The sequence below is a fragment of the Burkholderia sp. B10 genome (genome assembly GCF_004368385.1).
Taxonomy (GTDB): Bacteria; Pseudomonadota; Gammaproteobacteria; order Burkholderiales; family Burkholderiaceae; genus Burkholderia; species Burkholderia vietnamiensis.
The window spans coordinates 1-23,345 of record NZ_PQMX01000082.1 but is presented as its reverse complement, the minus strand read 5'-3'; the positions used below and the strand labels follow the sequence as shown (position 1 = coordinate 23,345).

General features: G+C 68.3%; 18 protein-coding genes. 11 read left to right on the top strand and 7 right to left on the bottom strand.

What is annotated here, in order from left to right; all coding sequences use genetic code 11:
- Positions 1–117: 117 nt before the first annotated feature.
- From C3Y15_RS27310 to C3Y15_RS27285, 6 genes are all read left to right on the top strand, one after another.
- The gene (locus C3Y15_RS27310) at positions 118–345 is read left to right on the top strand and encodes a sulfurtransferase TusA family protein (protein ID WP_006753156.1); all 228 of its coding nucleotides are present in this window, start codon (positions 118–120) and stop codon (positions 343–345) included.
- A gap of 215 nt (positions 346–560) precedes the next feature.
- Complete coding sequence (locus C3Y15_RS27305) at positions 561–953, top strand: hypothetical protein (protein WP_059896469.1); 393 nt, start codon at positions 561–563, stop codon at positions 951–953.
- A gap of 279 nt (positions 954–1,232) precedes the next feature.
- Complete coding sequence (locus C3Y15_RS27300) at positions 1,233–1,937, top strand: response regulator transcription factor (protein WP_011884479.1); 705 nt, start codon at positions 1,233–1,235, stop codon at positions 1,935–1,937.
- A 35-nt stretch (positions 1,938–1,972) separates the two neighbouring features.
- Positions 1,973–3,295, top strand: a complete 1,323-nt coding sequence (locus C3Y15_RS27295) for a FecR domain-containing protein (RefSeq protein WP_045579220.1) — start codon at positions 1,973–1,975, stop codon at positions 3,293–3,295.
- A gap of 10 nt (positions 3,296–3,305) precedes the next feature.
- Positions 3,306–5,693 carry a CHASE2 domain-containing protein gene (locus C3Y15_RS27290; RefSeq protein ID WP_034193312.1) on the top strand — a complete coding sequence of 796 codons (2,388 nt, stop codon included), beginning with the start codon at positions 3,306–3,308 and terminating at the stop codon, positions 5,691–5,693.
- 37 nt (positions 5,694–5,730) lie between these two features.
- On the top strand, positions 5,731–6,348 hold the full coding sequence (locus tag C3Y15_RS27285; protein WP_059475936.1) for a DUF4136 domain-containing protein: 618 nt from the start codon (positions 5,731–5,733) through the stop codon (positions 6,346–6,348).
- A 49-nt stretch (positions 6,349–6,397) separates the two neighbouring features.
- Here the strand turns inward: C3Y15_RS27285 and galU are convergent, their stop codons facing one another.
- The gene (gene galU / locus C3Y15_RS27280) at positions 6,398–7,282 is read right to left on the bottom strand and encodes a UTP--glucose-1-phosphate uridylyltransferase GalU (RefSeq protein WP_011884488.1); all 885 of its coding nucleotides are present in this window, start codon (positions 7,280–7,282) and stop codon (positions 6,398–6,400) included.
- A gap of 85 nt (positions 7,283–7,367) precedes the next feature.
- On the bottom strand, positions 7,368–10,235 hold the full coding sequence (locus tag C3Y15_RS27275; protein WP_034193314.1) for a valine--tRNA ligase: 2,868 nt from the start codon (positions 10,233–10,235) through the stop codon (positions 7,368–7,370).
- Between the two features lie 226 nt (positions 10,236–10,461).
- On the opposite strand from C3Y15_RS27275, the gene C3Y15_RS27265 reads away from it, so the two are divergent.
- Positions 10,462–12,825, top strand: a complete 2,364-nt coding sequence (locus tag C3Y15_RS27265) for a UvrD-helicase domain-containing protein (protein ID WP_011884498.1) — start codon at positions 10,462–10,464, stop codon at positions 12,823–12,825.
- Positions 12,822–13,619, top strand: coding sequence for a 5'-methylthioadenosine/adenosylhomocysteine nucleosidase (locus C3Y15_RS27260; RefSeq protein ID WP_059567968.1), 798 nt, complete (start codon positions 12,822–12,824; stop codon positions 13,617–13,619). Before C3Y15_RS27265 ends, C3Y15_RS27260 begins: the two co-directional genes overlap by 4 nt.
- A gap of 66 nt (positions 13,620–13,685) precedes the next feature.
- Here C3Y15_RS27260 and C3Y15_RS27255 read toward each other — a convergent pair whose 3' ends face one another.
- The gene (locus tag C3Y15_RS27255; RefSeq protein ID WP_014722882.1) at positions 13,686–14,924 is read right to left on the bottom strand and encodes an MFS transporter; all 1,239 of its coding nucleotides are present in this window, start codon (positions 14,922–14,924) and stop codon (positions 13,686–13,688) included.
- Between the two features lie 404 nt (positions 14,925–15,328).
- Between C3Y15_RS27255 and C3Y15_RS27250 the strand changes: the two genes are divergently transcribed.
- Positions 15,329–16,993 (top strand): methyl-accepting chemotaxis protein, encoded by a 1,665-nt coding sequence (locus C3Y15_RS27250; RefSeq protein WP_045579219.1) that lies wholly within the window; start codon positions 15,329–15,331, stop codon positions 16,991–16,993.
- A 19-nt stretch (positions 16,994–17,012) separates the two neighbouring features.
- Here the strand turns inward: C3Y15_RS27250 and C3Y15_RS27245 are convergent, their stop codons facing one another.
- From C3Y15_RS27245 to C3Y15_RS27230, 4 genes are read right to left on the bottom strand one after another with little or no spacing between them, the layout of a single operon-like run.
- Complete coding sequence (locus tag C3Y15_RS27245; protein ID WP_011884505.1) at positions 17,013–17,891, bottom strand: HlyD family secretion protein; 879 nt, start codon at positions 17,889–17,891, stop codon at positions 17,013–17,015.
- A gap of 12 nt (positions 17,892–17,903) precedes the next feature.
- Positions 17,904–18,107: a DUF1656 domain-containing protein gene (locus tag C3Y15_RS27240; RefSeq protein WP_011884507.1), complete on the bottom strand. Its 204-nt coding sequence runs from the start codon at positions 18,105–18,107 to the stop codon at positions 17,904–17,906.
- Entirely contained in the window at positions 18,104–20,305 is a 2,202-nt protein-coding gene (locus C3Y15_RS27235; RefSeq protein ID WP_011884508.1) for an FUSC family protein, read from the bottom strand. The genes C3Y15_RS27240 and C3Y15_RS27235 overlap by 4 nt, the downstream gene beginning before the upstream one ends.
- Before the next feature lie 15 nt (positions 20,306–20,320).
- Entirely contained in the window at positions 20,321–21,922 is a 1,602-nt protein-coding gene (locus tag C3Y15_RS27230) for an efflux transporter outer membrane subunit (RefSeq protein WP_041493814.1), read from the bottom strand.
- Between the two features lie 157 nt (positions 21,923–22,079).
- Between C3Y15_RS27230 and C3Y15_RS27225 the strand changes: the two genes are divergently transcribed.
- Both C3Y15_RS27225 and C3Y15_RS31885 read left to right on the top strand, forming a co-directional pair.
- Positions 22,080–23,021, top strand: coding sequence for a LysR family transcriptional regulator (locus tag C3Y15_RS27225; RefSeq protein WP_034193319.1), 942 nt, complete (start codon positions 22,080–22,082; stop codon positions 23,019–23,021).
- A gap of 125 nt (positions 23,022–23,146) precedes the next feature.
- On the top strand, positions 23,147–23,305 hold the full coding sequence (locus C3Y15_RS31885) for a hypothetical protein (RefSeq protein ID WP_014722886.1): 159 nt from the start codon (positions 23,147–23,149) through the stop codon (positions 23,303–23,305).
- The last annotated feature ends 40 nt before the right edge of the window (positions 23,306–23,345 follow it).

Here is a 23,345-nt window from a genome sequence, read left to right as displayed (position 1 = left end):
CCCCCACACCGCGCGAGCGCCCATTGCCGCCCCCCGCAGGCGCCCACACGCGCGCTGCGGTAAAATCGCCGCTTCCTCCCGCGCCCGTGTGGCGCGTCATTCGAAGGTCGACAGCCGATGCAGATTCACAAGGAAGTGGACGCGCGCGGGCTCAACTGCCCGTTGCCGATCCTGCGCGCGAAGAAAGCGCTCGCCGATATGGAAAGCGGGCAGATCCTCAAGGTGCTCGCCACCGACCCGGGCTCGCAGCGCGATTTCGCCGCGTTTGCGAAGCAGACCGGCAACGAGATCGTCGAAGTGACGACGCAGGACAAGACTTTCGTGTTCCTGATGCGCCGCCGTTGACGGCCGCACATCACGCGCCTCTCACGGCATCCGGGGCGGGCGATGCGCCCGCGTCTCGCCGTCTCTGACAATTCTTAAACCTCGTCCCGCGGCCGCCTGCGTATACTGGCGCGGCCGGTCGTCCGTCTCGGACCGATGCGCCGGCCGCGGTACGTCATACGAGGCAGGCACGGGGGCCATGCCCGACGCGACCGTCGTACCAACGGGGAAAGGACATGTCCTTCAGACCAGGGGCCATTCGCAGTCCATCCGGTTCGGAACGCAGCGCGCCGGAGTCGAGCCGGATCGAGCTCGACCCGCGCCGGGATCGCCACGCGCGTGCCGCGCTGGAGGCGTATGCCGATTCGGCCGCAGCCGAGATGCCATGGCTTGCCGAATCGCTCGACGAACAACTACGCGACGCCGCACGCGGCGATCACACGGGCGCAACGTATTGCGGCGCGACGATCGAACGCGTGTTCGAGCTCGCGCACGCGTGGGCAGCGGGGCAGCCCGACTATGCATCGACGGCCTGGGAGCGCGTGCGCGCGCAGCTGCAACGGATGCTGCAGGAGCCGGCGCCGGGCGCGCCAGCCGCGTTGGCCGCCCACATGGCGGGCGCCGATTAGCCGATTCACCGACTGATTGCGCGAGCGGGCGCGCAGAACGATTATTCGAATAATGGGCCGTGGGCCGCGCAATTTCCCGGCAGATTTCGTACTACTATGACGAAATCGCCGATTGGTCCGCGCCCCATTTTCGAGATGGCGGGCAAGGCGACGCGTCTCGCGCGTTGCGCGGGCGGTCAACGGCGGTTCGCCGGCCGGAGTCCGAAGTCGCGTGTGCTACGCGGCGGGCTGAACGTGCAGAGCCGGGCTGGACGAACCGATTTGGATTTGCGGGGTGTTATGAGAATTGCTGTACTGGATGACGATCCGGCCCAGACGGATTTTGTCAGTCAAACGCTGACGGCCGCCGGCCACACGTGCTACGCGTTCAAGGAAGGCAAGGCTCTGAAGAAGCGTCTGCAGCGAGAGACGTTCGATCTTCTCGTGCTCGACTGGAACGTGCCGGACATGTCGGGTGAGGAAGTGCTCAAGTGGGTGCGCGAGAATCAGACCGAGCACACGCTGCCGATCATCTTCATGACGAGCCGCGACGACGAAGCCGGCATCACGCAAATTCTCAACGCGGGCGCCGACGATTACGTGGTCAAACCCGTGTCGGGCCCGATCCTGCGCGCGCGCATCGGCTCGCTGCTGCGCCGCGCGTATCCGGTCAATGCCGAGGCGGCCATACGCGAATTCGACCAGTTCCGCTTCGACGTGAACCTGAAGCAGGCCTACGCGGGCGACAAGCCCGTGAGCCTCACGCAGAAGGAGTTCGAGCTGGCGCTGCTGCTGTTCCAGCACCTCGACCGGCCGCTGTCGCGCGCGCACATTCTCGATCTCGTCTGGAAGCAGGCGACCGACATTCCGTCGCGTACGATGGACACCCACATCTCGATGCTGCGCACGAAGCTCGGCCTGCGGCCGGAAAACGGCTACCGGCTCGCGCCGATTTACGGCTACGGCTACCGGCTCGAACGCGTCGGTCACGGAGAACCGGAGTGATCGCGCGCATCCCGCAGCGCCCCGCGAGCGGGCGCATGACCGCATTGCGCGTCGCCGGTGCGCTCGCGTTCGCCGTCGCCGCGCACCAGGCTGCCGCGCAGCCGAGCGCCGCGACGGGCAAGACGGTCGTCTACCGCACGCAAGCCGGCGACACGCTCTACGACGTCGCCACGCGTTACCTGCAAGGGCCGGACGACTGGCAACTGCTGCAACGGATCAACCACGTGCCGGCACCGAAGCATCTGCAGCCGGGCACCGCGCTGAAGCTGCCGGTCGTGCGGCTGCGCAAGGAAAAGCTGACCGCGCGCATCGTGGCGGTGCAGGGCAGCGCGCAGCGCTGGTCCGGCGGCGCGTATGCGCCGCTGGCGAACAACACGACGCTCGCCGAGGGCGAGCGCGTGCGCACCGGCGCCAACGGCTTCGTGACGCTCGAACTCGCGGACGGCACGCACATGAGCCTGCCGCCCGACAGCCAGCTCGAGTTGAAGACGCTGCGTCGCACCGTGCTGACGGGCATGCTCGATCGCGTGTTCGAACTCACGCGCGGCGAGGTGGACAGCGAGGTCACGCATCTGAAGAAACGCGACGACCGCTTCCAGATCCGTTCGCCGTCGGTGGTGGCCGGCGTGCGCGGGACGCGCTTTCGCGTGAACTACGACGCCGACGGCAATGCGGCCACGCGCGTCGAAGTGCTCGACGGCACGGTCGGCGTCGCGGGCAAGCAGCAACTGGCCGACGCCACGCTCGTGCATGCCGACTTCGGCAGCGTCGCGACGTCGTCAGGCACGGTCGGCGCGCCGATCCCGCTGCTGCCGGCGCCGGCGCTCGCCCATCCGGACAAGGTGCAGGACGAGCCGGACATCGCGTTCGACGTCGTCCCGCTCGAGCATGCGAACGCGTATCACCTGCAGCTCGGGCGCGACGCGGGGATGCTCGACCTGTTCAGCGAAACGCGCACCGTCTCGACGCGCGCGGTGTTCCGTGAGGTGCCGAACGGCACGTACTTCGTGCGTGTTGCCGCGATCGACGACAACGGCCTCGAAGGCACGCCGCACATCTACGCGTTCGAGCGGCGCCGGATGGGGCTCGACGCGAGCGCGTCGCCCGGCCCGAGCGGGTATGAATTCCGCTGGGCGGCCGACGGCTCGGGCGACGATGCGCGCTATCGCTTCGTGCTGTCGCGCTCGAAGGATCTGAGCGCACCCGTGGTCGACGAGATGGGCCTGCAGGCGCGTCGAATCAACGTCGAGCACCTGCCGCCCGGCGACTACTACTGGGCGGTGACGGTCGAGGCGTTCGACGGCGGCAAGTTCTATCAGAAGACCAGTCCGGTCAGCGCGTTCACCTTGTCGCGCTGATCCGCAGCGCATGAAGCACGGCTCCGTTTCTCCGCTGCGGCATCTCGGCCGCCGCTTCCTGATCGAATGGATCGCGATCGGCTGTCTCGGCATCGCGGTGGTCCTCGGGTGCGCGCTCGGCCGGCTGTCGTCGGATGTCGACGGGCTGATCTACGACCGGCTGCTGATGTTGCGCAGCCTGCCGCTGTCGCCCGACGTCGTCGTGGTCGACATCGACAATGCGAGCGTGTCGGCGCTCGGCCGCTGGCCGTGGCCGCGCAGCGTGCACGCGCGGCTGCTCGACACGCTGTCGCGCGCGCGGCCGGCCGCGGTCGTCTACGACGTGCTGTTTACCGAGCCGTCGCCCGACGATCGCGCGTTCTCCGATGCGATGACCCGCGTGCCGACCTTCCTGCCCGTGTTGCTGAGCCCCGAGCGCGCGGACGGCACGCGCACCGTCGAACCGCCGGTCACGGAACTCGCGGCGCACGCGATGGGCCTCGGCCACATCAATCTCGAAGTCGATCCCGACGGCATCGTGCGCAGCGTCGCGCTGTTCGAAAGCGATGGACGCGTGCGCTGGCCGCAATTGATGGTGCCGGTGTACGGCGCGATCCGGGCCGGCCGCCTGCCGCCGCTCGGCGGCGCACGCGGCGCGAACGTGCACGACCTCGCGCGCGACGCGGCGGACGAAGGCCGTTACCTGATTCCGTTCAGCCGCAGCACGCCCGCGTATCCGACGCTGTCGTTCGCCGACGTGCTCGACGGCCGCGTGAAAGCCGACGCGCTGCGCGGCAAGATCGTCGTCGTCGGCGTGACCGCGTCGGGCCTGTACGACCGCTTCGCGACGCCGGTGTCCGGCGATTTCGGCCCGCTCGCGGGCGTGTACATCCACGCGAACGTACTCGACATGCTGGCGACCGGCAGCGCGATCCTGCCGGCGTCGCGCGCGGGGCTGTTCGCCGCGTCGCTGCTGCCGCTCGCCGTGCTGCTGGGCGGCTTCCTGATGCTGTCGCCGTGGCGTGCGCTGCTGCTCACGCTGAGCCTCGCCGCGCTGGCGGTCGTCGCGAGCGTCGCACTGCTGTTCGAGGCGCGCGTGTGGCTGTCGCCCGCGCCCGCGATCTTCGGCCTGATCGCCGTGTACCCGATCTGGAACTGGCGGCGGCTCGAGATGACGATGTCGTATCTGCGCCGCGAGCTGCAGCGGCTCGCCGACGAGCCGCATCTGCTGCCCGAGGCGCCGCGCAAGCGCAGCGTCGGCGGCGACGTGCTCGAACGGCAGATGGCGCTGATGGCGCAGGCCGCGCAGCGCGTGCAGGACATGAAGCGCTTCGTGTGGGACAGCCTGGACAGCATGCCGGAGCCGATCTTCGTCACCGATCTGGCCGGCACCGTGCTGATCGCGAACCACGCGGCGAAGCGCTACGCGGCGCGCCTGTCGCTGCCGATGCCGGAAGGGCTGACGCTGCGCGCCGCGCTCGGCGAGCTGACCTTCATGAAGACGGTCGACGGCAACGCCGAGCACGACGCCGCGATCCGCGCCCGCTGGCCGGCCGCGCTCGACCCGACGCTCGGCGCCGAGGACGACCTGATGGCGCGCGGCATCGAGGTGCGCGACCGAGCCGGGCTCGATCATCTGCTGCGCTACGCGCCGTGTACGAACGCGCAGGGCCGTGTGACCGGCTGGATCGCCGGTCTCGTCGACGTGACCGAGCTGCATGCGGCCGAGCGTCAGCGCGAGGAGGCGCTGCACCTGCTGTCGCACGACATGCGCTCGCCGCAGTCGTCGATCCTCGCGCTGGTCGAGATCGAGCGCGACCGCGTCGAATCCGAGTCGATGCGCACCTTGCTCGCGCGGGTCGAGCGCTATGCGCAGCGCGCGTTGTCGCTCGCCGACGAGTTCGTGCAGCTCGCGCGCGCCGAGTCGCAGGCCTACCAGCTCGAGCCGACGAGCCTCGCCGACGTACTGATCGACGCGTGCGACGAAGTCTGGCCGCAGGCGCAGGCCAAGCGCATCCGCATCGATACCGACGTCGGCACCGGCATGTACTGGATGCGCGCGGACCGGTCGCTGCTTACGCGCGCGTTCGTCAACCTGCTCAACAACGCGGTCAAATACAGTCCGACCGACACGGCGATCACGTGTACGCTGACGGTCGAGCACGCATCGAAGCGGATGTTCTGTACGATTCGCGATCAGGGCTACGGCATCTCGCCGGAAGATCAGCGGCATCTGTTCGAGCGTTTCAAACGATTCCATGCCGGCGAGCGGCCCGAGATCTCGGGCTCCGGGCTCGGCATGGCGTTCGTGAAGACGGTCGTCACGCGCCACGGCGGCAGCGTGACGGTCGACAGCGAAGTGGGCGTCGGCACCGCGGTCACGGTGTCGCTGCCCGCGATCGACGAGCCGTCGGCCTGACAGGGCCGGGCGCGACGGCTGGCATTTGGGGATAGTCATGAGAAAGGAATGGGCAGCGGCCGCGCTGGCGGTAGCGCTGTTGACCGGTTGCGCCGGGATCACGACCGGCGTGAGCGCCGTGGGGCAAGCGGATGCGTTCGCGTCCGGGGCGCGCGGCTACGAGGTGATCCGCACCGGCGCACAGGCCGACGATCCGGAGTACCGACAGATCGAGACGCTCGTGCGCGATGCGCTCGCGCAGCGCGGCTTCGACGCACAGTCCGGGCAGGACGCCCGCTACCGGCTGTCGATCGCGTATGCGACGCAGCCGGCGTCGGTCGCGGCGACGTCCGAGCGGTGCGGCGCCGCGAGCAGCAGTGCGTGCGTGAGCGTCGACGGGCCGGCGCCGCTCGCGATCCCGTTCGCGGGCGCTGTGTATCGCCACGTGCTGACGCTGCTGTTCGTCGACGCGCGATCGGGCGCGGACGTGTACCGCGTGTCGGCGTCGCTGCGCGATCGCGATGCCGGTTCGCAGCACGCCGCGCCTGCGCTCGTGACGAGCGCGCTGGCGAAGCTGCCGTTCGGGCAGGGCGGCGGCTGGCTCGTGAAGACGAAAAAAGACGACGCGGGCGCAATGCCGGGCGTCGTCTCGGTGAAGCCGGCCGCCGCGCGCTGACGCGCGCGCGGCTCGGGAACTGCGGGCCGCGCGCGGCCCGTTGCCGCGTTCAGGCGGCCGGTTGCGCGGTGCCGCGCGTGCGCAGGTACGCTTCGAACTCCGCGCCGACTTCCGGGTGGCGCAGTGCGAATTCGACGGTCGCCTTCAGGTAGCCGAGCTTGCTGCCGCAGTCGTAGCGCGTGCCCTGATACTTGTAGGCCAGCACCTGCTCGTCGGCGAGCAGCGCCTGGATCGCGTCGGTGAGCTGCAGCTCGCCGCCCGCGCCCGGCTTCAGCGCCCGCAGATGCTGGAAGATCCGCGGCTTCAGGATGTAGCGGCCGACCACGCCGAGGTTCGACGGCGCGTCTTCCGGCGCCGGCTTCTCGACGATCGCCGACATCTTGACGATCGACTCTTCCCACTCCTTGCCGTCGACGATCCCATACGATTTCGTCTCCGACGGCGGGATCTCTTCGACGCCGATCACCGAGCTGTGATAGTGGTCGAACACGTCGACCATCTGCTTCATCACCGGCGGGTTGCCGTCGAGCAGGTCGTCGGCGAGGATCACCGCGAACGGGTTGTCGGCGACCAGCTTTTCCGCGCAGAGCACCGCGTGGCCGAGGCCGAGCGCTTCCGGTTGACGCACGTAGAAGCAGTCGACGTGGCTCGGCTTGATGCTGCGCACGAGCTCCAGCAGCTTTTCCTTGCCGCGCGCCTCGAGTTCGGCCTCGACCTCGTACGACTTGTCGAAGTGGTCCTCGATCGCGCGCTTGCTGCGCCCCGTCACGAAGATCATCTCGGTGATGCCCGCGGCGATCGCTTCCTCCACGGCGTACTGGATCAGCGGCTTGTCGACGACGGGCAGCATTTCCTTCGGGCTCGCCTTCGTTGCGGGCAGGAACCGCGTGCCGAGACCGGCAACGGGGAATACCGCCTTGGTGACTTTCAACATGATCGAACCTTTATTCCTGTAATCGACTTGTCAGAGTCTATGTTCACGTTCCGATTATAGTGAACGCAAACGACCTTACCCTTTGTTACGCAGGCAACCGATCCAGCTGCGCACGCAGTTTGTCCAGCGTGCTCTGGAACTCCGCGACGCGTCGCTGTTCCTGTTCGACGACGGCCGGCGGCGCCTTCGCGACGAACGCCTCGTTGCCGAGCTTCGCGTTGCACTTCGTGATTTCGCCGGTGAGACGCGCGATTTCCTTCGACAGGCGCTCGCGTTCTGCCGCGACGTCGATTTCCACCTTCAGCACCAGCTTGTTGGGGCCGACGATCGCGATCGGCGCGCCGTGCGCGGCCTGGTCGAGCGTCGCCTCGTCGGCGAGGATCTGCACTTCCGACAGACGCGCGAGCGCCTGCACGTACGGCGCGAACGAGCGCAGGCGCTCGGCGTCGCCGGCCGCGAGCAGCGGCACCTTGGTCGCCGGCGACAGGTTCATCTCGCCGCGCAAGTTGCGGCACGCGTCGACGATCGCCTTCATGTCGGCCGCCCATTGTTCGGACGCCTCGTCGATCTTCTGCAGGTTCGCGAGCGGATACGCCTGCGTCATCAGCGATGCCTCGCCGTCGGCCTTGCCTTGCGGATAACGGCCCGCGAGCGGCGCGACCTTCTGCCAAAGCGCTTCGGTGATGAACGGGATGATCGGGTGGGCGAGGCGCAGCACCGTCTCGAGCACGCGCAGCAGCGTGCGGCGCGTCGCGCGCTGCTGTTCCGGCGTGCCGTTCTGGATCTGCACCTTCGCGAGCTCGAGATACCAGTCGCAGTACTCGTCCCACACGAACTTGTAGATGCTGGTCGCGATGTTGTCGAAGCGGTAATCGGCGAAGCCCTTCGCGATGTCGGCCTCGGTGCGCTGCAGCAGCGACACGATCCAGCGGTCGGCCGCCGAGAAGTCGAGGTAGCCGCCGGGGCCGCAGTCGCCCGCGCCGCACACTTCGGGCTTGTCGGCGCCGCAATCGTGGCCTTCGCAGTTCATCAGCACGAAGCGCGTCGCGTTCCACAGCTTGTTGCAGAAGTTGCGATAGCCTTCGCAGCGCGCGAGGTCGAAGTTCACGTTGCGGCCGAGCGTCGCCATCGACGCCATCGTGAAGCGCAGCGCGTCGGTGCCGAACGCGGGAATGCCGTCCGGGAATTCCTTGCGCGTCTTCTTCTCGATGGTGGCGGCCTGCTTCGGGTTCATCAGGCCCGTCGTGCGCTTCGCGACCAGCGTTTCGAGGTCGATGCCGTCGACGATGTCGATCGGGTCGAGCGTGTTGCCCTTGCTCTTCGACATCTTCTGGCCTTCGGCGTCGCGCACGAGGCCGTGCACGTACACCGTATGGAACGGCACCTTGCCGGTGAAGTGCGTCGTCATCATCACCATCCGGGCGACCCAGAAGAAGATGATGTCGAAGCCGGTGACCAGCACCGACGACGGCAGGAAGTGCTGCAGCTCCGGCGTCTGGTTCGGCCAGCCGAGCGACGAGAACGGCACGAGCGCCGACGAGAACCACGTGTCGAGCACGTCCTCGTCGCGCTTGAGCGCGCCGGTGTAGCCGCGCGCGGCGGCCTGCGCGCGCGCGTCGTCCTCGTTGCGGGCGACGAACACCTCGCCGTTCTCGCCGTACCACGCGGGAATCTGATGGCCCCACCACAGCTGGCGCGAGATGCACCAGTCCTGGATGTTTTCCAGCCACTGGTAGTAGGTGGTCGTCCAGTTTTCCGGCACGAACTTGATCTGGCCGCTGCGCACGACGTCGAGCGACGTTTCGGTGATCGACTTGCCCGGATTGAACGTGCCTTCCGGCGCCGGCTTCGTCATCGCGACGAACCACTGATCGGTCAGCATCGGCTCGATCACGACGCCCGTGCGGTCGCCGCGCGGCACCATCAGCTTGTGCGGCTTCACCGACTCGAGGAAGCCCTGTGCGTCGAGATCGGCGACGATCGCCTTGCGCGCGTCGAAACGGTCGAGGCCGCGATACTGCTCGGGGGCGTTGTCGTTGATCTTCGCGTCGAGCGTGAGGATCTCGATCGGCGCGAGGTTGTGGCGCAGGCCGACCTGGTAGTCGTTGAAGTCGTGCGCGGGCGTGACCTTCACGACGCCCGTGCCGAATTCGCGGTCGACGTAGTCGTCGGCGATCACCGGGATTTCGCGGCCGGTCAGCGGCAGCGTGACGAGCTTGCCGATCAGGTGCGCATAGCGCTCGTCTTCCGGATGGACCATCACGGCGACGTCGCCGAGCATCGTTTCGGGGCGCGTGGTCGCGACGGTCAGCGTGCCGGAGCCGTCGACGAGCGGGTAGCGGATGTGCCACAGATGGCCGTTTTCTTCCTCGCTCGCGACTTCGAGGTCCGATACCGCGGTGAGCAGCACCGGATCCCAGTTCACCAGGCGCTTGCCGCGGTAGATCAGCCCTTGTTCGTAGAGCGTGACGAACACGTCGCGCACCGCGGCCGACATCTTGTCGTCCATCGTGAAATATTCGCGCGACCAGTCGGTCGACGCGCCGAGGCGGCGCACCTGGCCCGTGATCGTCGAGCCGGATTTCTCCTTCCATTCCCACACGCGCTCGACGAACTTCTCGCGACCGAGGTCATGGCGCGACACGCCCTGCGCATCGAGCTGACGCTCGACGACGATCTGGGTCGCGATCCCCGCGTGGTCGGTGCCCGGCACCCACAGCGTGTTCTCGCCGAGCATGCGGTGATAGCGCGCGAGGCCGTCCATGATCGTCTGGTTGAACGCGTGGCCCATGTGCAGCGTGCCGGTGACGTTCGGCGGCGGCAGCTGGATCGCGAAATCGGGGCGGGCCGGATCGAATGCCGGCGCGGCATAGCCGCGTTTTTCCCACTCCGGCCCCCATTGGGACTCGATGGTATGGGGCTCGAAACTCTTCGCCAGCGTGTTGTCGCTCATGGTTGGAAATTTGCCGAAAAATGCGTGAATTGGATGCTGAATCCGACAATTATAAATGGATGCACATCGGCCAGCCATCGCAGCGCCCGCGCGGGACGCGCGCATGCTCGCCGGGCGCCGCGCGCGGCTCGTGGCGAGCCCTCGTGCCGAGCCGATCGAAAACGCCATCGCCCGGCCGACTTATAATGGCGGGTCCGCATTTTTCTCGCCCGTCCGCTGCCGCTCCATGCCCGATCTGCTCGCCAATCTGAACCCTGAACAATACGCCGCCGTCACGCTGCCGAACGAACCGGCGCTGATCCTCGCGGGGGCGGGCAGCGGCAAGACCCGCGTGCTGATCACGCGGATCGCGTGGCTGATCCAGCAGGGCTACGCGTCGCCGGCCACCGTGCTGGCCGTCACGTTCACCAACAAAGCCGCGCGCGAAATGATGGCGCGGCTGTCCGCGATGATGCCGATCGACACGCGCGGGATGTGGATCGGCACGTTCCACGGGCTGTGCAACCGGATGCTGCGCACCCACTGGCGCGACGCGGGCCTGCCGCAGACGTTCCAGATCCTCGACACGGCCGACCAGCTGTCCGCGATCAAGCGGCTGATGAAGGCCGCGAACGTCGACGACGAGAAATACCCGCCGAAGAACGTCCAGTACTTCATCAACAACGCGAAGGAGCAGGGGCTGCGTCCCGACAAGGTCGACGCCACCGACAACTTCAACCGCAAGTTCGTCGAGCTGTATCAGGCATACGATCAGCAATGCCAGCGCGAGGGCGTCGTCGACTTCCCCGAGCTGCTGCTGCGCTGCTACGAGCTGCTCGCGTACAACGCGCCGCTGCGCGCGCATTACCAGGCGCGCTTTCGGCACATTCTCGTCGACGAGTTCCAGGACACCAACAAGCTGCAGTACGCGTGGCTCAAGATGCTCGCGGGCGCCGGGAACGCGATCTTCGCGGTCGGCGACGACGATCAGTCGATCTACGCGTTCCGCGGCGCGAACGTCGGCAACATGCGCGACTTCGAAGACGAATTCCGCGTGCGCAACCTGATCAAGCTCGAGCAGAACTACCGGTCGCACGGCAACATCCTCGACGCGGCCAACCAGCTGATCTCGAACAACGCGCACCGCCTCGGCAAGAACCTGCGCACCGACGCCGGCCACGGCGAGCCCGTGCGCGTGTACGAGGCGAGCACCGATGCGCAGGAAGCCGGCTGGATCGTCGAGGAGATCCGCTCGCTGATCAATACCGGGATGTCGCGCAGCGAGATCGCGGTGCTGTACCGGAGCAACGCGCAGTCGCGCGCGATCGAGCACACGCTGATGACGTCGGGCATCCCGTATCGCGTGTACGGCGGCCTGCGCTTCTTCGAGCGTCAGGAAGTGAAGCACGCGCTCGCGTATCTGCGCCTGATCGACAACCCGAACGACGACACCGCGTTCGTGCGCGTCGTCAACTTCCCGACGCGCGGGATCGGCGCGCGCTCGATCGAGCAGCTCGCGGATGCCGCGCGCCTGTACGACTGCTCGATGGCCGCCGCAATCCCGTACGTGACGGGCAAGGCCGGCACGAGCCTCGGCGCGTTCGCGACGCTGATCGCGAAGATGCGCGCCGAGACCGAGCAGATGAGCCTGCCGGAGACGGTCGAGTACGTGGTGCGTGCGAGCGGCCTCGCCGATTTCTACCAGGGCGAGCGCGAAGGCCAGGACCGCCTCGAAAACTTGCAGGAACTCGTGAACGCGGCCACCGCGTTCGTCAGCGAGGAAGGCTACGGGCTCGATGCACCGGCGCGCGCGATTCCGCTGCGCGCCGGCGCGATCGCGGCGCCGGCGCTGCGCGCGGAAGCCGACGATCCGTCGGTCGACGTACTCGATCCGGCGCCGCTCGACGACCCCGCGCAGAACCCCGACACGATGACGCCGCTGGCGGGCTTCCTGTCGCACGCGTCGCTGGAGGCCGGCGACAACCAGGCGCAGGCCGGCCAGGACGCCGTGCAACTGATGACCGTGCATGCGTCCAAGGGGCTCGAATTCTCGGCCGTGTTCATCACCGGGCTCGAGGAAGGTCTGTTTCCGCACGAGAACAGCGTGCTGGAGTCCGACGGGCTCGAGGAGGAGCGCCGGCTGATGTACGTCGCGATCACGCGCGCGAAGGAGCGGCTCTATCTGTCGTTCGCGCAGAGCCGCATGCTGCACGGCCAGACGCGCTACAACGTGCGCTCGCGCTTCTTCGACGAGCTGCCCGAGCACGTGCTGAAGTGGCTCACGCCGAAAGTGGAAGCCGGTTCGCGCTGGGGCGGCCGCGCCGACAACGCCGGCTGGGGGCGCGACTGGTTCGCGCGGCCGGGCGGCGGCCATCGCGAGCAGATCGTCGATGCGGCCGTGTCCGCGCCGCTGCCGGCGTTCGCCGACAAGCAGCGCGCGGCCGACACCGGGTTCCGCATCGGCCAGCAGGTGTTTCATACGAAATTCGGCGAGGGTGTGGTCACCGCGCTCGAAGGCAGCGGCGCCGATGCAAAGGCGCAGGTGAAGTTCAAGCGGCACGGCGAGAAGTGGCTCGCGCTCGCGGTCGCGAAACTGCAGGCGGTGGAATGATGGGGATCGACATGGTGGATACACTCGCGGCGCGCCCGCTCGGCATCCTGGCCGCGCTGCCCGAGGAACTCGGCGATCTGATCGCCGCGATGCGCGCCGACGGCGAAATGAAGACGGTCACGCTCGGCCGCCGCGATTATCACGTCGGCACCGTGCATGGCGCAGCCTGCGTCGTCACGCTCGCGCGGGTCGGCAAGGTCGCGGCCGCGGCGACGGTCAGCGCACTGATCCACGTGTTCGGCGTGTCCGGCGTGGTGTTCACCGGCGTCGCGGGCGGCGTGTCGCGCACGGTGCGCGTAGGCGACGTGGTCGTCGCCGATACGCTGCTGCAGCACGACCTCGACGCGTCGCCGCTGTTTCCGCGCTACGAGGTGCCGCTGCTCGGCATCACGCACTTCGCCACCGACGTGGAGCTGACGGCCCGGCTGAAGGCCGCGTGCGCGCTGTTCGTCGCCGAGGAGGGCGCGCGCTTCGGCGAACGGTTCGGACTCGCCGGCGCGACGCTGCACCGCGGGCTCATCATCAGCGGCGACCGCTTCGTATCGAGCGAGCCGGAAGTCGTCGCGCTGCGCGACGCGCTGCCGGACGCGCTCGCGGTCGAGATGGAAGGCGCGGCGATCGCGCAGGTGTGCGCGGAACACGACGTGCCGTTCGCACTCGTGCGCACGATCTCCGACACGGCCGACGATCACGCGACGCAGTCGTTCTCGCACTTCCTGTCGGCGATCGCGAGCAGCTATTCGTCCGGCATCCTCAAGCGTTTCCTGACGCTGCACGCGACGACGGCGGCCTGAAGCCGCCGTCGTCGTTCCCCTTCGAAGCGACCGGCCGGCCGCGGCACGCATGCCGCGGCTGCGTCGTCACGCGCGCTTGCGACGCGCGCTTTCGAGGTTCGGCAGGAACACGGTCAGCACGCCGATCAACGGCAGGAACGAGCAGACGCGGTAGACGAACGTGATGCTGGTCGCATCGGCGAGCTGGCCGAGTACGGCGGCGCCCACGCCGCCCAGTCCGAACGCGAAGCCGAAGAACAGCCCGGCGACCATGCCGACCTTGCCGGGCATCAGTTCGGTCGCATAGACCAGAATCGCGGCGAACGCCGACGCCAGCACGACGCCGATGATCACGCTCAGCACGCTGGTCCAGAACAGGTTCGCGTACGGCAGCAGCAGCGTGAACGGCGCGACGCCGAGGATCGACACCCAGATCACGTACTTGCGGCCGATCCGGTCGCCCACCGGGCCGCCGATCAGCGTGCCGGCCGCGACCGCCGCGAGGAACACGAACAGGTGGATCTGCGCGGCCTGGACCGACAGGTGGAACTTGTCGATCAGATAGAACGTGAAATAGCTGTTGATGCTCGCGAGGTAGAAGTACTTCGAGAACACCAGCAGCACCAGCACGCCGATCGCCGCCAGCACGCGCCCGCGCGAGAGCGTCGGATGGCCGGCGGCCGCCGCTTTCTTCTTCATCGACGGGTGCTTCCTGTACCAGTGGCCGATCTGCGTGAGCACCAGCATCGCGACGAGCGCGGCCGCCGAGAACCACGCGATGCTGTGCTGGCCGTGCGGAATGATCACCAGCGCGGCGAGCAGCGGCCCGAGCGCGGAGCCGGCGTTGCCGCCGACCTGGAACAGCGACTGCGCGAGCCCGTGCCGGCCGCCCGACGCCATCCGCGCCACGCGCGACGATTCCGGATGGAACACCGACGAGCCGCAGCCCACCAGTGCCGCCGCGACCAGCAGCATCGGGAAGCTGTTCGCGGCCGACATCAGCAGCAGCCCGGCCAGCGTGAAGCCCATCCCCACCGGCAGCGAATATGGTTTCGGCCGTTTGTCGGTGTAGAGGCCGACGAGCGGCTGCAGCAGCGACGCGGTGATCTGGTACGTCAGCGTGATGAGGCCGATCTGCGCGAACGACAGCGCGAACTGGCTCTTGAGCATCGGATAGATCGCGAGGATCAACGACTGGATCATGTCGTTGAGCATGTGCGAGAAGCTGATCGCGCCGAGCACCGAATAGACGGTGCCCGGTGCTGGCGGAGCGGACGGCTGGGGCACGGCGGCGGCGCCGGCGCCCGTATCGAGGCTGGTTTCCATGTGATCTGAGCGAGTTGAGGTGGCGGGACGCGCTCTGATGACGACCGGCGCGTTCGAATCGTTGTTGCGTCAAAGGAGTGTAATGTGGCGCATCGACAATGTCAGGCCAAGTTTTGTCGCATTTCGGACATTGATGTGACGATTCGGCGATCGTGCCCGTTTTTGGCCGGTTATAACGCTCGGACGCGTCCGGCCGTTGCTGCGGACGCGCCGGGCCGGATGAGTGTTTGTCCGGACTCAAGGCCGCGCGTTGCGGGCCGTAGTACGACGCAGCGACATCGCACGCGCAACCAGCCCGGCGCCGGCCACGAACCGGCCCGGTGCAGCACACGCGGCATTGGGCAGCCAATGCCGGCCGTCGGAACCGACCTTTCCGGCGGCGTGACCAATACGGGGATATATCGATGAAAGCAGCATCATTGCATCCAGGGCCGGGTGCGGCCGCCACCGCCTCCCACGCATCCGCCGCGCGCCGAGCGGGCACCGCGGCGCGGCTGAGCCGCCCTTGGACCGTCAAGGCGACGTTGCGCGCGGCATTCGCGATTCTGCTGGCCGGCACGCTCGCGATCGGCGTGTTTTCGCTGTGGCAGATCAGCCGGCTGAACGCGTCGATCGCGTCGGTCTACGAACAGGGGCACGTCGCGAGCCGGGCGGCCGAGGAAGTGCGCGCGGAGGTGCTGCGCGCGAGCCGTGCGCAGAAGATGCTGCTCACCGCGACCACCGCGAAGGAGCGCGACGACCTGGGCGCCGAAGTCGGCGCGGGGCTCGCGTCGATCGGCCAGGCGCTCGCGACGCTGCAGCGCTACGCCGATCCGGCCGATGCCGACGATTCCGCGCGACTGCACGCGTTTTCGGCGGCCGTCGGCACCTGGAGCGGCCATCTGCGCGACTTCGTCACGCTCGTGCAGGCGCAGCCGCTCGACCTGTCGCAGATGAACTGGCAGGTCGGCACGCAGGACGTGTCGCTGCTGGTCGAGACCGGCAAGCTCGAGAAGCTCGTCGCGATGCTCGTGAAGACGCGCGGCGCGAAGTCGAAGGCGACGCTCGATGCGTCCGCAACGATCTTCTCGTCGTCGTTCGCGATGATCGCCGCGATGACGGGCGGCCTGATCGTGCTGGCGATCGTGATCGCCGAGCGCGTGGTGCGGCGGCTCGCGGCGCAACTCGGCGGCGAGCCCGCGCACGCGAAGGCGATCGCCGCCGACATCGCGCGCGGCGACCTGACGCGGCCGATTCCGGTGGCCCGCAACGACCGCGACAGCATGGTGCGCGCGCTGTCCGACATGCAGACCGGGCTGGCGGCGACCGTCGGCGAGATCGCCGTCAGCGCCGAGGCGATCGCGGCCGCGTCCGGCGAGATCTCGACCGGCAACCTCGACCTGTCGCGCCGCACCGAGCAGCAGGCGGTCGCGCTCGAACGCACCGCGGCGAGCATGGAGGAGCTGACTTCCACCGTGCGTCAGAACGCCGAGAACGCGCGCCAGGCGAGCGCGCTCGCCGCCAACGCGTCGGCGGTGGCTGAGGCGGGCGGGGACGTGGTCGGCCGGGTGGTCGCGACGATGAGCGAGATCGACGACAGCGCGAAGAACATCCGCGAGATCATCGGCACGATCGAGGGGATTGCGTTCCAGACCAACATTCTCGCGTTGAACGCGGCGGTCGAGGCAGCGCGCGCGGGCGAACAGGGGCGCGGCTTCTCGGTGGTCGCGGGCGAGGTGCGGCTGCTCGCGCAGCGCTCGGCGACCGCGGCGAAGGAGATTCGCGAGCTGATCGGCGCGTCGGTCGAGCGGGTCGCGAACGGCGCGGCGCTCGCCCACGATGCGGGCCGCACGATGGATGACGTGGTGAAGGCGGTGAAGCGCGTGACCGACATCATCGCCGAGATCTCGGCGGCGTCGGACGAGCAGAGCGCCGGGATCGACGAGATCGGCCGCGCGGTCACGCAGATGGACGCCGGCACGCAGCAGAATGCGGCGCTGGTCGAACAGGCCGCCGCCGCGGCCAATGCGCTCGACGAGCAGGCGCAGGCGCTGAAGGCGCTGGTCGGGCGCTTCCGGCTCGCGGCCTGAGCGCCCGCCCGGGCGGCGCTCAGGATTTCTTCTTCTGCTGCTCCGGGTTGATCACGACCGTGCAGGTCGTACCGGCCGACAGCACCACGTCGGCCGGCACTTCGTCGATCTTGATGCGCACCGGCACGCGTTGCGCGAGGCGCACCCAGTTGAAGGTCGGGTTCACGTCGGCGACGAGGTCGCGGCTTTGCGGGTTGTCGCGATCGTAGATGCCGCGCGAGATGCTCTCGACATGGCCCTTCATCACGCCGCCGCTCATCAGCCGCATCTCGGCCGGCGCACCGACCTTCACGCGCGGCAGCTTGGTTTCCTCGAAGTAGCCGTACACCCAGAACGAGTGGCTGTCGACGATCGCGAGCTTCGCCTGGCCGGCCACCGCATAGTTCCCCTTGAAGGTCTGCAGGTTCGTGATGTAGCCGTCGACCGGCGCGATCACGCGCGTGCGTTCGAGGTTCAGCTTGGCCGCGTCGAGTGCGGCGATCGCCTGCTGGTACTGCGCATCGGCGCTCGATGCGCTGTGCGCCGCGTTCTCGCGGTTTTCCTTCGACACGACGAGCGCGTCGAGGTCCGCACGGCGAGCCGCGTCGTCGCGGCGCATCTGCAGTTCCGCGCGGCGGGCGGCCACGGCCGCCTGCGCCTGCTCGACCGCGATCTGATAGTGCGACGGGTCGATCTGCATGATCAGATCGCCCTTCTTGACGAGCTGGTTGTCGTGCACCGGCAGCTCGACGATCGCACCCGACACGTCCGGCGCGACGTTGACGATCTCCGCGCGCACGCGCCCGTCGCGCGTCCACGGATCATCCATGTAGTGCACCCACAGCGAGCGCCCGATCAGGATCGCGACGAGAAGGATGACGGCGGTCGCGACGAAGCCGAAGAGTTTTCTGATAATCATGATGGTTCGGGATCAACGGTAAACGGCGAGACTCATTCCGCCGCAGATGCAGACGAGAAGGCACGCGCGGAACAGCGACGGGTGCCAGACGAGACGGTAGAGGCCCGTATAGGCGAGCAGGCGGTCGACGGCCCAGGTCGCGAGCGCGCCCAGGACGAACATCAGCACCACCGTGGGCATGTAGGCATCGAGAATGGCGATTTCACGCGGCATCATGACGAGGCTCCTTGTTGGGGACGCACGGGGCGATTGCGGTTCAGCGGCTCGAGCGGCGATTCCGGGTCGAGCAGCGCGGTACGGACGAAATGCAGGTGGCTCAGGATGCGCTGCAGGCGGTGGCGTTCGTCGCGCGACGGCGTGACCGCATCGAGCGTGTGCCGCGTCGCGTCGATCGCGGCGTCGACGGCGGCGAGCGTCGCGTCGAAGCGCCCGGCGTCCGGCTGCGCGAACAGCGCGGACAGGGCGGCGCGCATCGTCTCGATCGCGCGGCGCCACGGCGTGGTTGCCGCGTAGCGCGGGTCGGGCGGCAGCGTCGCCAGTTCGGCGCGCAGATCGAGCACCGCGTTGCCGGTTTCCAGCACCGCGAACATCCAGCGCAGCGCGTCGCGCTGCACGTCGGGCTGGTCGGCCGACAGCGTGTGCGCCTGGTGCATCAGGTCGCGCGCGCCGCTCTCGAAGCGCGTGCGCAAGCCGGCCAGCCGCGCATGGCATGCCGCGACGACCTGATGGCGCAGGTCCGCGAACAGCCGCTTCTTCAGCCACGGCGCGCTCGGCGGAAACAGCACCGCGAACGCGATTGCCGACGCGAGCATCGACAGCACCAGCGCGAGCGCGTCGTTCATGAAGCTCATCGGATCGTAGTGCGTGATGTTGTCCGGGCCGGCGAGGAAGCTGAAGAAGATCAGATAGCCCATCCCGTAGCCTGCGTAGCGCGGCTTCATCGTCATGAAGATGCCGATCGCGAGCAGCGGCGCGAGCGCCACGCACAGCAGCGGGAAGCCGTCGATGTGCGGATAGATGCCGAACGTCAGCAGGAAGCCGGTGCAGACGGCGAGCGCGGTGCCCATCCCCATCTGCGCGGACATCGCGGTCGGCCGCGGCGTCGCCGACGCGAGCGCGCACGTGGCTGCGGCGGTCAGCGTCAGCGTCACGCCGCTCGGCCAGGCGGTCGCGATCCACACCGAGCCGAGCACCAGAATCACCGTCGCGGTGCGAATCGCCGCGATCACCATCGCGGTCGCGTTGGTGCGTGGCTCGTAGCGCTCGATCCAGCGCTCGCGCTCGTGGTTCGCGGTCGCGAGCGACGCGTAGGTCGCCGCGTATTCGTGCAGGTCCGTGATGAAGCGATACAGCAGCTCGGCGGCCGTGTCGAAGTCGAGCAGCGGAAAGCCGGGCTGCGCTTCGAGCGTCGCGCGGGTCGCGCGGATGCGGCGCGGCAGCGCGTCGCGCCACGCGAGCAGCTGCGCGGCCGCGAGCGCGGCGTCGGCCGACGAGCGCACCGGCTCGCCGTTGCGCGTGAGGAGCGGCGCGATCTCGCGGAAGTACGGCTCGATCGCGTCGATCGCCGCCTGCGCGCCGGCGCCGCGCAGCCGGTTCATCAGCTGGTGCAGCGCGTGGAAGCGGCTCGATACGCTCATGAACTCGCTGTTCAGCCGCGCGAGGCGGCCGCTGCGCATGCGCGTGTCCGGGTCTTCGAACACGGCCATGCTGCGCGCCGCTTCGAAGCCGACCACGTCGGCGACGAAGCGCGTATGGATCGATTCGATATGCGCGCGCTCGAGCTTGCCCGACAGCGCGGCGGCGACGTAGTCGACGAAGCCGACGAAGCGCTTGCGCACCGTCGTGCGCATCTGCTCGCCGGTGTACTGCGGAAACACCAGCGCGCTGACCACGCCGGCCGACACGATCCCGACCATGATCTCGGCGACCCGCGTGAGCGCGCTCATGAACGCGCCGTCCGGATGTTGCGACGCCGGCAGCCCGATCAGCGCGGTCGTGTAGCCGGCGAGCAGGAAGCCATAGCTGCGGAAGTTGCGGTTGCGTGCGGCGCCGGCCGTGCACAGCGCGACCCACAGCGCGACCGCGAGCAGAAACAGCTCCGGCTGCTGCGGGAACAGGCCGACGAACGCCAGCGTCGCGATCAGCCCGAAGATCGTGCCGATCACGCGGTAGAAGCTCTTCGCGAGCACGGCGCCGCTTTGCGGCTGCATCACGATGAACACCGTGGTCAATGCCGTCTTCGGCGCCGGCAGGTCGAGCCGCATCGACACGCCCGTTGCGATGAACGCGGCGAGCAGCGCCTTGAACAGATAGAGCCACCCGGCGCCGTCGCTGCGGGCCCAGTCGCCGAACGCGGCGAACCAGGCCGGCAGCGGTCCGCCGGCGTGCGTGGAAGCAGGGGAGGAGACTGACATGTCGGTCGCTCCGCGTTACGGTGCGGTGGTCGTCGCGACGTGCGCGGGCCGCGTGGCGCGGGCGGCGGCGCTGGCAGCGGGGGCGGCCGCGGCGGTTGCCCCGGACGAAGCAGCCGACGAAGCCCCCGACGCAGCAGCCGGCGCAGCCGCGGCGGCTTCGTCGTGCGGCACGTCCTGGCCCGTTTCGACGCCGCCGCCGAGCGCGGCCATCAGCTGCGCATGCGCGGCGAGCCGCTCCGCGTCGATGCGCGCGGCCGTCTCCTGCGCACGTAACAGCTGCTGTTGCGCGATCAGGACGTTCACGTAGTCGGTCAGGCCACGGCGGAAGCCTTCGCGCGACAGCCGGTAGCTGCGGTCGTTGGCTTCCACCGAACGTGCGGCGTCCTTCTTCTGCGTGTCGAGCGAGCGGATCCGCACGACCTGGTCGGCGATGTCCTTCAGCGCGGCGAGCACCGTCTGGTTGTAGTGCTCGACCGCCTGGTCGTAGCCGGCGCTGGCCGCGCCGAGTTGCGCGCGCAGGCGTCCGCCTTCGAAGATCGGCAGCGTCAGCGCGGGGCCGGCCGTCCAGCCGCCGTTCATCGAGCGCAGGAAGTCGACGAACGGCGCGGTCACGCCGAAGCCGCCGACCGTCGCGAGCAAGTCGATGTTCGGGTAGAACGCGGCCTTCGCGACGTCGATCCCGCGTGCCTGCGCGTCGACCATCCAGCGTGCCGCGACGACGTCCGGCCGGCGGCCGAGCAGGTCGGCCGGCATCGCGGACGGCAGGCCGGCCGGCGCGTCGAGCGACAGGTTCGGCCGCTTGATCGCATCACCCGCGCCCGGGCCCTTGCCCGCGAGCGCCGCGAGCTGGTGGCGCGCGAGCTGGATCGCTTCCTCGTAGGTGTCGATCTGGCGTTCGTAGTCGGGCAGCGTGGACTCCGCCTGGCTGAGCTCGAGCTGCGTGCCGAGGCCCGCCTGCAGGCGCTTGCGCGCGAGATCGGCGAGCGCGCGCTGGCGCTCGAACGTTTCGTGCGCGAGATCGAGCAGCGCGTAGTTCATCGACATGCCGATGTACGCGCGCACGACGTTCACTTCGAGTTCGAGCCGGGCCGCGCGCGCGTCGGCCGCAGTCGCGTGTGCGGTATCGAGCGCGCGTTCGGTGGTGTTCTTGTCCTTGCCCCACAGATCGAGGTGGTACGACAGGCCGAGCGTGCCGGTGTTGTTCCACGTATCGACGTTCGCGAGCGGGCCGGGGCCGTAGTACACGTTGTCGGGCCAGTGCTCGCGCATCAGCGACAGATTGCCGTTGATCTGCGGCAGTTCGGCCGAACGGGCGACGCGCGCCATCGCCTGCGCTTCGCGCACGCGCGCCTCGGCCGCCGCGAGGGTCGGATTGCCGGCTTGCGCCGCGGCGATCCACGCGTCGAGCTGCGGGTCGCGATAGGCGCGCCACCAGTCGGATGCGGGCCAGCCGGCGTCGCGGTCCGCCGCACGGATCGCAGCGCCGGCGTCGAGCCCGTTCGCGTCGATGCGAGCCGACTGCGGCTTGTTGTCGCCCATGCTAGCGCATCCGGCCATTATTAATGAGACTGCAAGAACCGCCAGTGCCAGCGTCCCTTTTGTTGCCGGAAACTGCACGATTTTCTCCCTTCCGGATATAGATGATTCGGAGGCGATTATATTTTTCAGTAATTCCTGAATAAACGAACAAAGGTGCAAGTCATTTTTACGAATCCTGAGACAATATTGGTGGGCTGCTGTGCAACAATCCGTCCGGATTCAAACGGGTAATGGGATGGATACGTTACAAAACATGCGGGTATTCGTCCGCGTGGTGGATGCGGGGAGCTTTACCGCGGCCGCCCAGCAGATGAATTCGACGACCGCCTATGCATCGCGCGCCGTATCGGATCTCGAAGCGCACCTGCGCACGCGCCTGCTGAACCGGACCACGCGCCGGATCGCGCTGACCGAAGCCGGTGAGCGCTACCTGCAGCGCTGCGAGCAGATCCTCGCGTACGTCGACCAGGCCGAAGCCGAGGCGGGCGATGCGCACGCGCGCCCGTCGGGCAAGCTGAAGGTCCATTGCTTCACGAGCCTCGGCCAGCACTATCTGGTGCCGGCCATCGGGCGCTACCGGCAGCGCTATCCGGACGTGCACGTCGAGCTGACGCTCGCGCAGCGGATGCCCGACCTGCTCGATGAAGGCTACGACGTCGCGATCGTCGTGGGCCGCGAGCTGCCCGATTCGGGGCTCGTGTCGCAGCGGCTCGGCGACAGCTACAGCGTCATCTGTGCGTCGCCCGATTACGTCGGCGCGCACGGCAAGCCGCAGACGCCGGCCGATCTCGCGCAGCACGCCTGTCTCGGGATGGTCGCGCCGGGCTTCCACTTCGACGAATGGACGCTGTCGGGGCCGCGCGGCGACGAGCTCGTGCCGGTGACGGCGCCGCCGTTCCGCGTAAATGTGGCCGAGGCGCTCGCGGTGGCTGTGCGGGAAGGGATGGGGATCGGCGGCCTGCCGCTGTATTCGGCGATCGGCGGGCTGCGCAGCGGACAGATCGTGCGCCTGCTGCCGGAATACCGGTCGCAGCCGATGAGCATCTACGCGCTGTATCCGTCGCGCCAGTACCTCGACGCGAAAATCCGGACGTGGGTCGATTTTCTGCGCGACGAACTGCCGGCCACGCTCGAAGCCGACGAAGCCGCGCTCGCGCAGATCACGGCTGCGACATGATGGCGCGATCGCTCGGAATCTGACGAGATTTGTCGTTCGCGCAACACTTTTTTACCCGCGGGCGCCGGACAGTTTGATACTGTTCAAATCATCGACATATGAATCTGCCCACCCTCGGAGTCGCAATGGATACGCACCTGATGATCGGCCTTGGAATTCTGCTCGGCGCGGCCGCCGCCGCTGCGGCGACGCGCGATCTGCTGCGCGCGATGAAGGCGCGCGCGAAACTGGTGCCGGTGCGGGTGCGCGCGTCGTCGCAAGGCCGCCGTCGCGCCGATCGCTGAGCGGCGCTCAGGCAATCTATCGACCGGGGCCGTACACGGC

What these genes read in the sequence shown, in the direction of transcription:
- C3Y15_RS27290 (WP_034193312.1), top strand. Translation starts at nt 3,306, where the DNA reads ATGAAGCACGGCTCCGTTTCTCCGCTGCGGCATCTCGGCCGCCGCTTC.
- C3Y15_RS27255 (WP_014722882.1), bottom strand. Translation starts at nt 14,924, where the DNA reads ATGGAAACCAGCCTCGATACGGGCGCCGGCGCCGCCGCCGTGCCCCAG.
- C3Y15_RS27300 (WP_011884479.1), top strand. Translation starts at nt 1,233, where the DNA reads ATGAGAATTGCTGTACTGGATGACGATCCGGCCCAGACGGATTTTGTC.
- C3Y15_RS27265 (WP_011884498.1), top strand. Translation starts at nt 10,462, where the DNA reads ATGCCCGATCTGCTCGCCAATCTGAACCCTGAACAATACGCCGCCGTC.
- C3Y15_RS31885 (WP_014722886.1), top strand. Translation starts at nt 23,147, where the DNA reads ATGGATACGCACCTGATGATCGGCCTTGGAATTCTGCTCGGCGCGGCC.
- C3Y15_RS27260 (WP_059567968.1), top strand. Translation starts at nt 12,822, where the DNA reads ATGATGGGGATCGACATGGTGGATACACTCGCGGCGCGCCCGCTCGGC.
- C3Y15_RS27250 (WP_045579219.1), top strand. Translation starts at nt 15,329, where the DNA reads ATGAAAGCAGCATCATTGCATCCAGGGCCGGGTGCGGCCGCCACCGCC.
- C3Y15_RS27235 (WP_011884508.1), bottom strand. Translation starts at nt 20,305, where the DNA reads ATGTCAGTCTCCTCCCCTGCTTCCACGCACGCCGGCGGACCGCTGCCG.
- C3Y15_RS27240 (WP_011884507.1), bottom strand. Translation starts at nt 18,107, where the DNA reads ATGATGCCGCGTGAAATCGCCATTCTCGATGCCTACATGCCCACGGTG.
- C3Y15_RS27310 (WP_006753156.1), top strand. Translation starts at nt 118, where the DNA reads ATGCAGATTCACAAGGAAGTGGACGCGCGCGGGCTCAACTGCCCGTTG.
- C3Y15_RS27295 (WP_045579220.1), top strand. Translation starts at nt 1,973, where the DNA reads ATGACCGCATTGCGCGTCGCCGGTGCGCTCGCGTTCGCCGTCGCCGCG.
- C3Y15_RS27245 (WP_011884505.1), bottom strand. Translation starts at nt 17,891, where the DNA reads ATGATTATCAGAAAACTCTTCGGCTTCGTCGCGACCGCCGTCATCCTT.
- galU (WP_011884488.1), bottom strand. Translation starts at nt 7,282, where the DNA reads ATGTTGAAAGTCACCAAGGCGGTATTCCCCGTTGCCGGTCTCGGCACG.
- C3Y15_RS27275 (WP_034193314.1), bottom strand. Translation starts at nt 10,235, where the DNA reads ATGAGCGACAACACGCTGGCGAAGAGTTTCGAGCCCCATACCATCGAG.
- C3Y15_RS27225 (WP_034193319.1), top strand. Translation starts at nt 22,080, where the DNA reads ATGGATACGTTACAAAACATGCGGGTATTCGTCCGCGTGGTGGATGCG.
- C3Y15_RS27285 (WP_059475936.1), top strand. Translation starts at nt 5,731, where the DNA reads ATGAGAAAGGAATGGGCAGCGGCCGCGCTGGCGGTAGCGCTGTTGACC.
- C3Y15_RS27305 (WP_059896469.1), top strand. Translation starts at nt 561, where the DNA reads ATGTCCTTCAGACCAGGGGCCATTCGCAGTCCATCCGGTTCGGAACGC.